The organism is Nodularia chucula CCY0103 (assembly GCF_963923915.1).
GTDB lineage: Bacteria > Cyanobacteriota > Cyanobacteriia > Cyanobacteriales > Nostocaceae > Nodularia > Nodularia chucula.
Window position 1 is genome coordinate 1 of the sequence record NZ_CAWUOL010000007.1, and the last position, 14626, is coordinate 14626.

Genomic DNA, 14626 nt, shown 5'->3' on the forward strand with positions numbered 1-14626 from the left:
CCACCAACTCTGTCAGCGTTCTCATACCGGGGATCAGTGTGTGATGAGTAGAAACATACTATGCTAAAGTGCTTTGGGAAGTAGGTATTCTGGGAGTCCTGGCATTTTTAGCCCTAGTCACCACCATCACAATTCAGGCTTTCAAAGCCTATCGCTCCATAAAAGATCCCAATTTACGCACTCATGCAGCTGCTTTATGGGTATTTATCCTGTTTATTAGCTACAACACCTACTACTATCCTCTAGATGTTGACCCAGTTGCAGTATACTACTGGTTTTTTGCCGGGGTATTATTCAAATTGCCATTAATAGATAAACAGAAAGTAAAAACTGAAGATCCTCAGCCAGTCAAAACAACCAAGAAAAAATTTGTCCCCTTAGTAACTTAATTACTTCTACTCCCAATAGCAGCGAAACAAAAATATGAATGATTTGCCTTTGGTTTCTGTCATTATCCCCACCTATGGGAGAGAAGAAACGCTGCGGGATAGTATCATAGATGTTTTAAATCAAGACTATCCCAACTTTGAGGTTTTAGTAGTAGATCAATCTCCCACACACAAACCAGAAATTCAAACTTATCTAGAAACCACCGCAGCAGCTAATAAAATTCAATGGTTTCGTTTAGATTGGGCGAGTTTACCAGGGGCGCGTAATTATGGTGTGCGTCGCGCCATAGGTGAAATCATCTTATTCATTGATGATGATGTCAAAATGACCCCGGAATTTGTAGCCGCCCACGCCAAAAATTATCTCCAAAATCCAGAAATTGGGGCTGTGGCTGGGCGGGTATTTGACCGGGATAAATTGAGTGATTCTGGTGGGGAATTACAAATTGAATATTTACCTCCCGCAGCGATGGACCCTGGGATTGCTTGGTATCATCTGGATTTAGTCCACACCATCAAACCCCAGCAAGTTTTAACAGCCAGGGGTTGTAATATGTCTTTTCGGCGGGAAATTTTTACTAAATACGGCTTGCACTTTGACGAAAGATTTCGCGGTAGTGCAGTGCGGGAAGAATCAGATTTTTGTTTGCGAATCCGCCAGACGGGATACAAAATTTGGTATGATCCAGAGGCCGCTTTGATCCATTTAGGTGAAGAAACTGGAGGTTGTCATGATATTAGTATGCGATCGCTCAAATATCAACTCACCTTCTACCACAATCATTTCTTAATGGCGTTAAAAAACCTCACTTCTAGCCAAGCCCTACGCCTATACGCCGCCTTATTTGACTGTCACGTTTTAGGAAAACCCCCCTGTAATAAAAGCGGTTCTCCCATAAAAATTGTCACTCGTGGGATATTTTACACATTAGGATTTATCAAAGCCTTAATTACAGTTATTCAGTCACCTTGGAATGATGGTCAAATTTACACCCATTTAGACAACATCCACACTAATTAAATCTCAAAGCATAACCATCCCACACCTTGCGGAATTTCCTTTTTCTCTCCTGTACTTTGCGGACTCAAGCCCCTAGCGCACTTTTAGAAGGAATTGCGATCGCCATGAAAAAATGCTCAAATCATAACAATAGCTAAGGAGGTTAGGACATAAAAAGATAATAACAGGACTTACGCAGAATTAAGAAAAACAAACCACAAAGGACACAAAGGACACAAAGTGAAGAGGGTTTGAGAGAGTCTTTGTGTAAGTCCTAAATAAAACCGAGACACCATTCGGGTCTTAACCCAGTACCTAGTCCCCAGTCCCCAGCTATATATGAAAATCTTAGTTGCTAGTCACTCTTATATTGTAGACCTTAACTGTGAAAAATTACGCTCCTTAGCTCAACTAAAACCAGGAATAGAAGTCACAGTTGTAGTTCCCAAAACCTGGAAACCCGGTGGTATCCAAAACAAAACTATTACCACCCAATATAGGGACGAAGGAAACTTTAAAATAGTCCCCATTTCTAACTTTAGTCAAAATCATCAAGGACTACTTACCTTTGGTACTGATTTAATCTCCTTATTAAAGAAATTTCGCCCTCAAATTCTCCAAGTAGAACAAGGTTCTAGAGGAATAGCACATACTCAGATGATTGTTCTCAATCAAATATTAGGACTCAAAGCCAAAAACATCTTTTTTACTTGGTGGAATCTCCCCTATCAACTCAAATTTCCGGTAAATTTATTAGAAAAATATAACCTTGACCACAGTGACGGAATTATTTGTGGTAATCAAGATGGAGCAGAAGTCATCAGAGAAAGGGGATATCAAGGCCCCATTCAAATTATGCCCCAACTGGGTGTTGATGAACGCTTATTTACTCCCCAATTCCAACCGGAATTATCCCAGAAATTAGGGATTACAGCAGATGATTTTGTTGTGGGCTTTGTGGGGCGGTTTGTCCCAGAGAAAGGGATATTAACGCTGTTACAAGCCTTATTAAATATTTCCGATAAACCTTGGAAGTTGCTATTGCTAGGAAGGGGAGAATTACAAGATGAAATAATTAAATTCCTCACAGAAAATCATCTAAATAATCGGGTAATAATTATTGAAAGTGTTCCTCATGATCAAGTTGCGAATTATATCAACTTAATGAACACATTAGTTTTACCTTCAGAAACAACTTACAAATTGAAAACATTAACGGCTGTGGGTTGGAAAGAACAATTTGGCCATGTCTTAATTGAAGCTATGGCTTGCCAAGTTCCCGTCATTGGTTCTGATTCTGGAGAAATTCCCCATGTTATTGGTGATGCTGGCTTGGTTTTTCCTGAAGGTAATATCCCAGAGTTAGCAAAATGTTTATTACAATTAATAGAAAATCCAGATTTGGCTAAGAGTATTGGTATGAAGGGTTATCAGAAAGCCATGACTCAATATACTAATCAGGCTTTAGCAAAACAGCAATTTCAGTTTTATCAAGAATTAATTAATAATTAAAAGTTCGCGCCCAGCAGAACACACAACTATGAAAATTTTACAAATTATTCCTTCAATTTCTTTGGTTTACGGTGGTCCTAGTCAAATGGTTATTGGTTTGGCTGAAGCGTTAGCCAAAGAAGGTATTGAAATTACAATTATTACAACTGATAGTAATGGTGATACTGGACAAAAACCTCTAGATGTCCCTTTGAATTGTCCAGTTAAACGAGATGGTTATGAAGTAATTTATTTTCGTTGCGCCCCATTTCGGCGTTATAAGTTTTCTCTGGATTTATTAAAATGGCTAAAGGTTCATGCTTGTGAGTACGATTTGGCGCATATTCACGCTTTATTTTCTCCTGTAACTAGTGCGGCGGCGCGAGTATGTCATCAGCAAAAGTTACCTTATATTTTACGTCCTTTGGGAACTCTTGACCCGGCCGATTTACGCAAGAAAAAACAATTAAAACAGTTTTATGCTGCATTGATTGAACGGGGTAATTTAGCTAATGCAGCAGCAATTCATTTTACCAGTGAACAAGAGGCAAAAATATCAGAACGTTTTGGGATATTAACGCGAGATTTGGTGATTCCTTTGGGTGTTGTTCCTCCGGAAAAGGTGAAAAATGGGGATAGTTTAGTCCGTAGTCAGTTGGGAATACCGTTAGATTTGCCTTTGGTGCTGTTTATGTCGCGCATTGACCAGAAAAAAGGCTTAAATTTGTTGATTCCGGCATTAGAAAAGTTATTAATGTCTGACTGCAAGTTTCATTTTGTGTTAGCTGGGACAAATTCTCAAGATCCAGATTATGAGGAGAAGATTAAAGAACAGATTGCTAATTCTCCATTGCGATCGCACACTACCATTACAGGCTTTATCAGTGGTGAGTTAAAAGCTAGTTTACTACAAACTGCTGATTTATTCGTTTTGCCTTCTTACTATGAAAATTTTGGCATTGCTGTAGCTGAGGCTATGGTAGCAGGTATCCCGGTAGTTATTTCTGACCAAGTGCATATTTGCCAACAGGTGCGTGATAGTCAGTCGGGTTGGGTGGGTAAAACGGAGGTAGAAGATTTTGTACAATTAATCAAGGAAGCGTTGCAAAATCCCCAACAACGTCAGCAACGAGGGTTAAATGCTCAACAATATGCTTTAAAGTATTTTAGTTGGAGTGCGATCGCCCGTCAAATCATCCCAGCCTACCAAAATATTCTCACTTGAGAAAACTAGCACCTAAAAAATTAAAATTTTGTTACACACTGCTAAACGCCGATGGGGAAACCGTTATTTATGTCATCATGGCAATGTAAAATACATAAAACTTTCTAAAATTACAGGGAATCTTGCATGACTCTCCGTCTTGGTGATACAGTACCTAACTTTACACAAGCATCTACTCACGGCGATATTGACTTTTACCAATGGGCTGGCGAAAGCTGGGTAGTATTGTTTTCCCACCCTGCTGACTTTACGCCTGTTTGTACCACAGAATTAGGCACAGTCGCAAAACTCAAGCCAGAATTTGACAAGCGTAACGTAAAAGCGATCGCACTCAGCGTTGATGATGTTGACTCCCATAATGGCTGGGTAGGAGACATCGAAGAAACTCAAGGAACCGCCCTCAACTATCCCATTCTCGCAGATGCAGACAAAAAGGTTTCTGACCTTTATGACATGATTCACCCCAACGCAGCTGCAAACATCACAGTGCGTTCCGTCTTCGTTATCGATCCTAACAAAAAACTGCGTCTTAGCTTTACCTATCCCCCCAGCACCGGACGTAACTTTGATGAACTATTGCGAGTAATTGATTCTCTGCAATTAACTGATGATTACAGTGTAGCAACCCCTGCTGACTGGAAAGATGGTGAAGATTGCGTAATTGTACCATCTTTGAAAGATCCTGAAGTTCTGAAAGAAAAATTCCCCAAAGGTTACAAAGAAATCAAACCTTATTTGCGGATGACACCTCAGCCCAACAAGTAAATTGAATTAACATCAATAGTAGGGTGGGTTAGCAAAAGCGTAACCCACCATTTTTATATATAGATATAATTAACTTATTTGGGTTAGCAAAGTAGGAGAGATTTACCATGCTTTCATCCCCCTTGATATTGCATTTTCCCTCATCAATGCCAATGACAGACGAACAATTCTTTGAGTTCTGTCAAGAAAACCGCGACTTACGCATTGAAAGGAATAAATTGGGAGAAATATCAATTATGCCACCCACAGGGTCAGAAACAGGAAACCGTAACTTTAATATCGCCGGACAGTTATATGTTTGGGCAGAACAAGACGGCACAGGCATTTGTTTCGATTCTAGCACAGGATTTAAACTATCAACAGGTGCAGAGCGATCGCCTGATGCGTCCTGGATAAAATTAGCCCGGTGGAATAAACTCACACCAGAGCAAAAACAAAAATTTGCACCTATCTGTCCAGATTTTCTGATTGAATTAAGGTCAGCATCTGATAACCTGCAACCATTGAAAGAAAAAATGACAGAATATATGCAGGAAGCAGAAATACAATTAGCTTGGTTAATTGACCGTAAACATCGCCGAGTTTATATTTATCGTCCTGGACAACCAGAAGAATGTTTAGAAAATCCTGAAACTGTTAGCGGTGAAAACGTTTTATCAGGATTTTTTCTGAAGATGAGTAAAATTTGGTAGTCACAAAACCAATCAAAATTATGCAATCTTCTTTAAATATTCTCACAGTTACAGAATACCTAGAATCAGAGAACTTCAGCGATATTCGTCATGAATATGTAGCCGGACAAGTCTTTGCAATGGCAGGTGCTAGTGAAGAACACAACCTAATATCAGGCAATATTTACAACATATTACGCTCCCATCTTCGCGGAAGTTTTTGTCGTGCTTTTATGTCAGACATGAAAGTTAAAGTCAAGGTGCAGAACGCCGATATATTCTACTATCCTGATATTTTAGTCACCTGTAACCTTGAAGATAAAGAAAGATATTTTAAAACTTATCCTAGCTTAATTATAAAGGTCTTATCTGATTCAACAGAAACCACAGATAAACGAGAAAAACGTATTAATTATCAAATGCTAGATAGTTTACAAGAATATGTCTTAGTATATCAAGACCAAATCAAAGTAGAAGTTTATCGCCGGGAAGTTTCGGGTAGCTGGTCAATGGAAGTTTTAAGCAAAGATGATAAATTGCGTTTAGATTCGATTGGTTTGAATTTGACAATGGCAGAAATTTATGAAGATGTTAATATAATTCGTAATTCGTAATTCGTAATTCGTAATTTCTACTAATTATGAAATAAAATCACAAGCAACAGCAAAGATAAACTATGAGTAAAAAATCAGTCCAAAACCTATACAATGAGGATTTTTATCTCTGGGTTGAAGATACAGTCAGTAAATTAAAAGCCAGAGATAATGACAACTTAGATTGGGAAAATTTAATTGAAGAGGTAGAGTCTTTGGGGAAAAGTCAGCGTAAAACAGTGCGGAGTTTTTTGGTGCGCTTATTGGAACATTTGTTAAAGCGGTGTTATGTACCGATGTCAGATTGTTATCGAGGTTGGGAAATTGAAATTAGAAATTTTCGGCAAAGATTGCAAATTGAGTTAGAAGATTCACCGAGTTTGAAAAATTTTATGTTAGAAATTCTTGCTAAAAGTTATGAAATGGCTTTGGAAAATGTCAGAGATGGTTATCCTGATGTTTATTTTTCTGATGTTTGTCCATTTCCTAGTGATGTAGATGCTTTGTTAAATAAGAAATTTTGGGAATAATTATTGTAATGCAGAAGTGTTGAATGTTAAGAAAAAGGTGATAAAAAGAGCATCGGAATATGGTAAATTTTGAGCGAAGGATTAAAATACTTTAGTTTGAAAGTGATTATAAATTCATTTCCCAAGATTGTCAAAGACATCCTCAGACCCTTGCCAAAAAACGATTATCCGGTTTTGAATAGTCGTCTTTACGTTGAGTGTTGGTTGGCTTATGCCTTGGATAATAGTTTAACAAGTATGCGGGATTTATTTAAGAGATTAAATAATAATTGTTTTTTAGATTCAAAGAATAGTTGGTAAGATCTCCACAGCAATGCACCAATAATAATTATTCCTGCAAGGGCTGAGGCTATTCTTACAGCTACCAATGCAGCAACGCCAAAAAGAAACAATGAAATGATTCCAGGATTTACCAAAAACTTGGGTCTAAAGCCCTGTCCTTCTAGGACGGCTTTTCTTTAAGTTGCGGATCGACTCTCTAAGTACGTCGTTTTGGGGTTTGATTATTGAAAAAATCTAGGTGTTGTAGGGTGTGTTAGACGGAACGTCGTAACGCACAAAAGGCTTTCAGGATGGTGCGTTACGCTTCGCTTTAGCCCCTTGGGCTATACAGCACCCTTGTATATTAGAAATCAAATATGATTCCTATATGTCAAAAAATATTTTCCTCTCACGCAGAGTTGCAGAGAGGGAGTTTGAAGTGAGAGTGTGTATGGTGTACTAGGATTTTGGTGGCAGAATTGCTCAATATTATCATTGCAATACGCCAAAATTTTTATATAACAGCATTCAGGAACGTCAAAATGGATATTAAAAACGGATTTGTCGGTAGCGTTGGTAACACCCCTCTGATTCGCTTAAACAGTTTTAGTGAGGAAACTGGCTGTGAAATTTTAGCTAAGGCAGAATTTCTCAATCCTGGGGGTTCTGTAAAAGACCGGGCTGCACTGTATATTATTGAAGATGCGGAAAAGAAGGGTTTACTGAAACCCGGTGGGACTGTGGTGGAAGGAACCGCAGGAAATACTGGTATTGGTTTGGCGCATATTTGCAATGCTAAAGGGTATAAATGCTTAATCATTATTCCTAATACCCAGTCCCAAGAAAAAATTGATGCTTTGAGAATTTTGGGTGCAGAGGTGCGTACTGTGCCGGCTGTTCCGTACAAAGACCCGAATAATTATGTGAAGTTATCTGGCAGAATTGCGGCGGAGTTAGATAATGCGATTTGGGCAAATCAGTTTGATAATTTAGCCAACCGCCTCGCCCATTATGAAACTACGGGGCCAGAAATTTGGCGACAGACAAACGGTACAGTGGATGCTTGGACGGCGGCGACTGGTACTGGTGGGACTTTTGCGGGGGTTTCCTTGTATTTAAAAGCACGGAATCCCCAGGTGAAATGTGTGGTAGCTGACCCTATGGGTAGCGGATTATATAGCTATGTTAAAACTGGTGAAATTAAGACCGAAGGCAGTTCTATTACTGAAGGTATTGGTAATAGCCGCATTACGGCTAATATGGAAGGCGTACCCATTGATGATGCGATGCAAATAGATGATCCGGAAGCTCTGCGAGTTGTGTATCAACTGTTGAAGAAGGATGGGTTGTTAATGGGTGGTTCTACTGGTATTAATGTTGGGGCGGCGGTGGCTTTAGCAAAGGAAATGGGGCCAGGACATACTATTGCTACTATTTTATGTGACAACGGTTCCCGCTATCAGTCACGCATATTTAACCCGGAATGGCTGGCTTCTAAGGGATTAGTTATTGGTTAATAAGACCCCACCCCTAGCCCCTCCCCGCAAGCGAGGCTACGGTGTACACACAAGTCGGGAAATTCTCGTTTGTGTCATAAGACCCCACCCCTAACCCCTCCCCGCAAGCGAGGAGGGGAACTGGATTTCTGGTTAAGTCTTATAGTAACCGCCAAGGTGGTTAGGAAATTTCCTGTTTTCTGTTCCCTGTTCCCTTAAAACCATAATTATGTCAAATATTGGTAAATCATCTAATTCTGCTGAAATCAGTCCCAGGGTTGCTGCTAGATGTGTGCGAGTGTGCCAAAATCGCACCTGTAAAAAGCAAGGTGCATCTAAGGTATTAGAGGCTTTTGCTACTTTACCAGTTGCGGATGTAACGGTGACGGGTAGCAGTTGCTTGGGACAATGTGGTCATGGCCCGATGGTGCTGGTTTTACCGGATATGGTCTGGTATTGCGGTGTGAAACCGAATGAAGTACCTCTGGTGGTGAAACAACATTTGTCGGGTGGTGAATGTGTGAAAAAAATGCTTTATTATCGATTTCATACTGAGAAGTAAGTATCTTTTAAATATCAATTACTACAGGGAGGCATCTATGGATATTCAGCAGCTACGTCAATCTGCAAAAATCAAGTGGCTGAGTTACTATGAGCAGAATCGTTCTTGGATGGGGAAAATGAGGGTTTGGGGGACTTATGATGGTGTCCGCCGTCCTTTATCTGGATTTATTTTGGCTACTGTGGCGATTTTAGAACCGCAGTTTCATGAGGTGATTTCTTTTATCCTCAGTCTGAATAATAATCCTGATGAGATAGTTAGGGCTTTAGGTCTGAATTTTAATCCTGATGATGAGTTGAGTGTGGTAAATTTACCGGATTCTCTCTCTAAAAGTGAGTTGGAAAGGGAGGCTGTTCCTCTACAGGCTGTGACTGCTGAAGTTTCTACTGGGGAAATTCAACGTTCTAATCTGCCGCGATTACATCAACCTGTGTCAGCATATAGGACAAATAGGGAGGAAGTGGTTTCGTCGGTTGCGGTTGCTGCTTTCCCGACTCATAGGATGATGGATTCTCGTCAAGGGAAGTCGGGTTTATTACTGGCGGAGAAACCTGTGCGATCGCCTCTGGCAATTACTATGGATATATTGCACAAAACTAAGGCTATACCGTCTAGAAAATTTGAGGATTCCCGATTTTCTCATGTACCTATTCAGTTTTCCCTGCTTCTACTCCAGATAAATTGTTTAACTGGGGTTTTCTTTTTACGCAACTGTCTGAAACCCACAGTTCTCAAAAATGGTCAGAGAAAAACATCACCGAAAGTCAAAGATATTCCCCATGATGTGAATTTATCTCCTAGTCATCATGTTTCTAGTCTGGGTGCTTGGGTAGATGAGTGTTGTCAGGGTAGGGGATATGACCCAGAAACTGCTGTTTCTATCCGACTTTAAAGGATATTGTTGTGTATAAATTTATGAAAAAAATTAGAAAGTCTCTACTCTTAGCCTGGAGATGGGTGTTCCTGGGGTTTGTGACATCGCTGTTAGTTATCTTGAGTCAATTTATTCCGCCTGTGACAGCAGAAGAAGCCACTCCATCTGTGATTATTGAGACTACCAATACACCTATAAAAGTGGAGACGGAGGAAATTACACCGCCAGAATTGGAGTTATCTGAACTAAGTCCAGAGGAATTGGCTCGTCAGCAAAGACTCATAGAAGCAGATAACCTGTTTTTAGCGGGAAAAATTGCTGAGGCGGAAAAAATTTACCGAGAGGTTAAAGAACCCTTTAATACAAAAGTTACAAACCAACAACGTCAACCTGCAATAGTTAATTATGAGCAATTGGCTCCAGCAGGTCAGGTTTATTGGCGAGAGTCGGCGGCGGGTATTGCTAATAATTTGCAAACTAGAACTATAGTACCTCTGCAATTATTGGTGGCACAGTATCCGCAGTTTATTCCTGGTCATATTCGCTTTGCGGAAGTGTTAAATCAATATAATCGCTCTGAAGAAGCTCTGGAGGTTTTAGAACGTGCAGTTTCCCTTTATCCCAATGAATCAACATTGATTGCAGCTAGGGTGAATGCATTAGCAGCTAATCAAAAATGGATCGAGGCTTCTTTAACGGCGCGTCAATTTGCACTATTAAATCCTGATCATCCCCAATCTGCTCAATTTCAAGGTTTAGCTGATACTAATCTGAATAACTTTAAGTCTCAGATTAAGTCGGAGATTAGGGGTAATACTATTACCAATATCATTACAGGTGCATTGGGTTATGCAGTTACGGGGAGTCTTTTGGGGCCGTTTTCTGCTATTGATTCTACTGTGATGTTGTTAAGAGGTGAAGCGGCTATTGGTGAGTCGATAGCAACGCAAGCAAAAAGACAGTTAAATTTAATTGAGGATGAAACTGTTACGGCTTATGTGAATGAAATTGGTCAAAAATTAGTTGCTGTAGCGGGAAGACATGATTTTGACTATGAGTTTTTTGTGATTCCTCAAGCAGACCTCAATGCTTTTGCCCTGCCTGGGGGTAAGATTTTTATTAATGCTGGTGCGATCGCTAAAACTAATTCAGAAGCAGAATTAGCTGGTTTAGTTGGTCATGAATTAGCTCACACTGTTCTATCTCATGGTTTTCAATTAGTCACTCAAGGAAACCTGATTGCTAATATCACGCAGTATTTACCTCTAGGTGGTAATATTGGTCAACTTTTTGCTCTCAGTTACAGTCGGGAAATGGAACGTCAAGCCGATAATTTGGGGACACGTTTAATTGTGGCTGGTGGATATGCTGCTGATGGTTTACGTAATTTAATGGTGACGTTAGAAAAAGAACAGAAAAATGTTATCCCTCTGTGGTTATCTTCTCACCCAGGTGGTAGTCAGAGGGTTAGTTATCTAGAAAATTTAATTTCCCGTGGAAATTACAACCGTTACAGTTACGAGGGCGTTGAACGACATTTAGAAGTACAAGCACGTGTAAAACAATTACTGCAAGATAAAAAATCACGGGAAGCCAAAAAATCTTCCTCTTGATGAATCAAAAATCCCAAATTATTCGTCTCTTAAATTATCAACTCCCTATTTAATGTATACTGGGCAATAATTTATGTCTTTACAACGTTTAAAGTTCGTATTTTTAAGTAGTCTTGGCTTATCTTTGTGTTTAGGTAATGCTGCGGCTTTTGCTCAATTTAATGATTCTAATTTTGGTGATGTTGTAGTGCCAACTATACCTTCTGGGGGTACATCTGCCCCTATCAATACGCCAATCAACACACAACCAACAAATGTACCACCTGTAACTAGTGGAACTCGGTTTACCTGTCAATTTTATAATGGGCAGTATACAGTTATGTATCAACCCCAGAACCTTTCAGGGCAGTTTTTCCCTTGGGCTGCACCTCAGACTTTGGGTGATGGTTGGACTCCTCAAAGACGCTGTGAAGCTATTTCTAGTCGTTTAGAACAATATCGCCCAGATGGTCTGGAAGAACTACAAATAGCTGTAGAAAATAATGAAAATATTGTGTGTGTAACTACACAAAATAATCCTTTCTGCCGCATTGTATTAACAGTACCCCGTGGACAAGATCCTTATGCGGTGCGTAATAATGTTTTCCAAAATTTGATGACTGCTGATAGTGGACAACAAACTACAGCTGTGAATACTTACGGCGCTAATCGGGGTGGAGTGAATGAGTTATACAATTTAGGTCGCACGCTCTTAGGTGGTGGTAATAATCGCCCGACTGCATCTAGTAGAGATAATATCAATTTGAAACCTTTTCTCGCCCCTGAAGATGGTGGAAGTTTACGAGTTAACGCGACAAATAACCGTCAACAGCAATCTCCTAGCCCAGGGCGTTTAAATCCTGGTAATTTCCGTTAATAGTCTCTGCACTATTTTATTAATCAGTGATGGCGATCGCACTTTGCAGATGTTGTTAATAGTCTGAGTAGGCGATCGCTCATCTACACTCATAAAAACTCTTTGCGACTCTGCGTGACCACAGATTATAGCAATTCCCATTCAAGTGAGGTATAAGCAGTAATAATTAAACGCAGATGGACGCAGATAAACGCAGATAATTTTGTAATATATTAAACTAGGGCAGAAAAAGCCTGAATTAATGCCTGACCTTTCAGCATTGTCTCCTCAAATTCCGCTTCTGGGTCAGATAAAGCCACAATACCGCCACCGACACCAATAGAAGTACCATTAGGAGTGAAAATAGCAGTGCGAATCACAATATTTAAATCTGCTGCACCATTTAGCCCTAAAAAGCCAATTGCACCGGAATAAATTCCACGGGATTCTTGCTCTAATTCATCGATAATTTTCATAGTTCTAATTTTCGGCGCACCTGTCATGGAACCACCAGGAAAAGCCATTTTAATACAATCAGTTACGGTCATATCTGCACGCAAATGTCCCCTAATTGTACTGACAAGTTGATGCACAGTGGCATAAGTTTCTACATCCATTAACTTGGGAACGTGAATACTACCGACTTCACAGACTAAGCCTAAATCGTTGCGTAACAAATCCACAATCATTAAATTTTCGGCGCGGTCTTTTTCGCTGTTACTTAGTTGTTCACGCAGGATTTGATCTTCTGTGGGGGTTTTTCCTCGTCTAGAAGTTCCTTTGATTGGCTTAGTTTCCACCCATCCAGCCCGGTCAATTCGTAAAAACCTTTCTGGAGATGAACAGGCGATCGCAATCTCACCAAAGCGCAGAAATGCTGAGTAAGGTGCTGGATTGACTCGGCGTAACTGACGATAAAATTCCAGTGGATCAGGAGTGTTATCTGTATAAAACTTATTAGTCAAACAAATTTGGTAACTCTCTCCCTCCTTAATTTCACTGAGACATTTATGAATATCATGAATGTAAGTTTCGTGAGAACGGCTGAGACGAAAAACTATTGGATCTTGACTACTTATTGGTTGAATAGGCGGAAGGGGCGCTAATGTACGCAGTTGTTTTTCTATGGACTCCAACCAAGCCTGTGCTACTGTCTTTTGATGGTTTGGAGTCAGACACAGGAGATATATACTCTGTTCTTGGTGATCAAAAACAATCATTTGATCAGCTAACAGAAACATTGCATCAGGAAGGGAGGCAGGATGGACTAACTCAGATCCACATTCAGCCTTAAGTTCATAGCCAAAATAACCCACAAACCCACAATTGAAATCAAAAGGTAGGTCATTAGATATACACTTTCTCTGATTAATTTCTCGTTTCAGATAATCAAAAATACTTTCTTGATGGCGTGTAACAATACCTGACTGAGTAACAGATATTTCTTGAGTTTGGGTAAAATATTCTACCAATAAGCTATTTAAACCCCCACTTCCTCCCATAAAGGAGAAACGAGAAAGACCAGATTCTACTAAACTGCTATCTAACCAAAAGGCGTGAGTATCTTTACCAAACAAATGCACAAACACCTGTTCTGCATTAGGATAGATATCTAATTTTTTACTACAAACTTGGTACTGAGAAGGGGAAGATTTCGGGGTGCGCGGTTGCGGTTGCAGGGGGGGAATTTTTTCCCTATTCCTAGCGACGCATTGAGGTTGCTTAATTGTCCTAGATTTACAGAATTGCTGCGTAATATTACGGAAGTTATCTAAAAGATTCCACCCATATTCTGTAGAGATTGATTCAGGATGAAACTGCACACCCCATAATGGTAAATGTCGATGACGCAGCGCCATTATTAGCCCGTCTTCAGTCCAAGCCAGTTTTTCTAAGCAGTTCGGTAACTCTTCTGCAACTATTAAGGAGTGGTAGCGGACAACAGAAAAGCCTTGAGGAATCCCCTGAAATAACTCGGAATTATTGTGATATATTTTACTCAATCGTCCGTGTCTAACTTCCGGTGCATGAGTAACAATTCCACCATATACATGGGCAATTCCTTGATGACCAAGACAAACTCCCAGTAGGGGTACATCGACATTTTGAATCACCTTTTGGCAGATACCGAAATCTTGAGTCTTTTCTGGGCGACCAGGGCCGGGAGAGATGACAACATTATCGAATGTGAGTTTAGTTACATCCTCCCAGTCAATTTGATCGTTACGAATTACTAGGGGAAGTTCTCCATTGACTCCGGCGATCATCTGATAAAGGTTAAATGTGTAGGAATCGTAGTTATCAATGATCAGCGATCGCAC

The 14626-nt window shown here is 40.0% G+C and carries 14 protein-coding genes and 2 pseudogenes; 14 read left to right on the plus strand and 2 right to left on the minus strand.

Annotated features, from left to right (window positions below):
- Positions 1–47: 47 nt before the first annotated feature.
- The 14 genes and pseudogenes from ACM0OP_RS03820 to ACM0OP_RS03885 all read left to right on the plus strand — a co-directional run.
- A pseudogene (locus tag ACM0OP_RS03820) lies at positions 48–389 on the plus strand (hypothetical protein); the annotation flags it as partial.
- Between the two features lie 34 nt (positions 390–423).
- A complete protein-coding gene (gene hpsN / locus ACM0OP_RS03825; protein ID WP_414527065.1) occupies positions 424–1410 on the plus strand; it encodes a hormogonium polysaccharide biosynthesis glycosyltransferase HpsN in 987 nt (328 codons plus the stop codon).
- 318 nt (positions 1411–1728) lie between these two features.
- On the plus strand, positions 1729–2901 hold the full coding sequence (gene hpsO / locus ACM0OP_RS03830) for a hormogonium polysaccharide biosynthesis glycosyltransferase HpsO (RefSeq protein ID WP_414527066.1): 1173 nt from the start codon (positions 1729–1731) through the stop codon (positions 2899–2901).
- A 28-nt stretch (positions 2902–2929) separates the two neighbouring features.
- Positions 2930–4105 carry a hormogonium polysaccharide biosynthesis glycosyltransferase HpsP gene (hpsP, locus tag ACM0OP_RS03835; protein WP_414527067.1) on the plus strand — a complete coding sequence of 392 codons (1176 nt, stop codon included), beginning with the start codon at positions 2930–2932 and terminating at the stop codon, positions 4103–4105.
- A gap of 126 nt (positions 4106–4231) precedes the next feature.
- The gene (locus ACM0OP_RS03840) at positions 4232–4870 is read left to right on the plus strand and encodes a peroxiredoxin (RefSeq protein WP_414527068.1); all 639 of its coding nucleotides are present in this window, start codon (positions 4232–4234) and stop codon (positions 4868–4870) included.
- Between the two features lie 107 nt (positions 4871–4977).
- The gene (locus tag ACM0OP_RS03845; RefSeq protein ID WP_414527069.1) at positions 4978–5562 is read left to right on the plus strand and encodes a Uma2 family endonuclease; all 585 of its coding nucleotides are present in this window, start codon (positions 4978–4980) and stop codon (positions 5560–5562) included.
- 20 nt (positions 5563–5582) lie between these two features.
- The gene (locus ACM0OP_RS03850) at positions 5583–6155 is read left to right on the plus strand and encodes a Uma2 family endonuclease (RefSeq protein WP_414527070.1); all 573 of its coding nucleotides are present in this window, start codon (positions 5583–5585) and stop codon (positions 6153–6155) included.
- Positions 6156–6217: 62 nt separating this feature from the next.
- A complete protein-coding gene (locus ACM0OP_RS03855) occupies positions 6218–6664 on the plus strand; it encodes a DUF29 domain-containing protein (protein ID WP_414527071.1) in 447 nt (148 codons plus the stop codon).
- A gap of 102 nt (positions 6665–6766) precedes the next feature.
- Positions 6767–6940 (plus strand): annotated as a pseudogene (locus ACM0OP_RS03860) (IS4 family transposase); the annotation flags it as partial.
- A 527-nt stretch (positions 6941–7467) separates the two neighbouring features.
- The gene (locus ACM0OP_RS03865) at positions 7468–8442 is read left to right on the plus strand and encodes a cysteine synthase A (RefSeq protein ID WP_414527072.1); all 975 of its coding nucleotides are present in this window, start codon (positions 7468–7470) and stop codon (positions 8440–8442) included.
- 208 nt (positions 8443–8650) lie between these two features.
- A complete protein-coding gene (locus ACM0OP_RS03870; RefSeq protein WP_414527073.1) occupies positions 8651–8983 on the plus strand; it encodes a (2Fe-2S) ferredoxin domain-containing protein in 333 nt (110 codons plus the stop codon).
- Positions 8984–9020: 37 nt separating this feature from the next.
- Positions 9021–9875: a DUF5331 domain-containing protein gene (locus ACM0OP_RS03875; RefSeq protein WP_414527074.1), complete on the plus strand. Its 855-nt coding sequence runs from the start codon at positions 9021–9023 to the stop codon at positions 9873–9875.
- A gap of 23 nt (positions 9876–9898) precedes the next feature.
- A complete protein-coding gene (locus ACM0OP_RS03880; protein ID WP_414527075.1) occupies positions 9899–11470 on the plus strand; it encodes a M48 family metalloprotease in 1572 nt (523 codons plus the stop codon).
- A 73-nt stretch (positions 11471–11543) separates the two neighbouring features.
- Positions 11544–12326, plus strand: coding sequence for a COP23 domain-containing protein (locus ACM0OP_RS03885; protein ID WP_414527076.1), 783 nt, complete (start codon positions 11544–11546; stop codon positions 12324–12326).
- On the opposite strand, the gene ACM0OP_RS03890 is transcribed toward ACM0OP_RS03885, so the two are convergent.
- Both ACM0OP_RS03890 and pabB read right to left on the minus strand, forming a co-directional pair.
- A complete protein-coding gene (locus tag ACM0OP_RS03890; RefSeq protein WP_414527077.1) occupies positions 12303–12467 on the minus strand; it encodes a hypothetical protein in 165 nt (54 codons plus the stop codon). The genes ACM0OP_RS03885 and ACM0OP_RS03890 overlap by 24 nt on opposite strands.
- A 71-nt stretch (positions 12468–12538) precedes the next feature.
- A complete protein-coding gene (gene pabB, locus ACM0OP_RS03895; RefSeq protein WP_414527078.1) occupies positions 12539–14626 on the minus strand; it encodes an aminodeoxychorismate synthase component I in 2088 nt (695 codons plus the stop codon).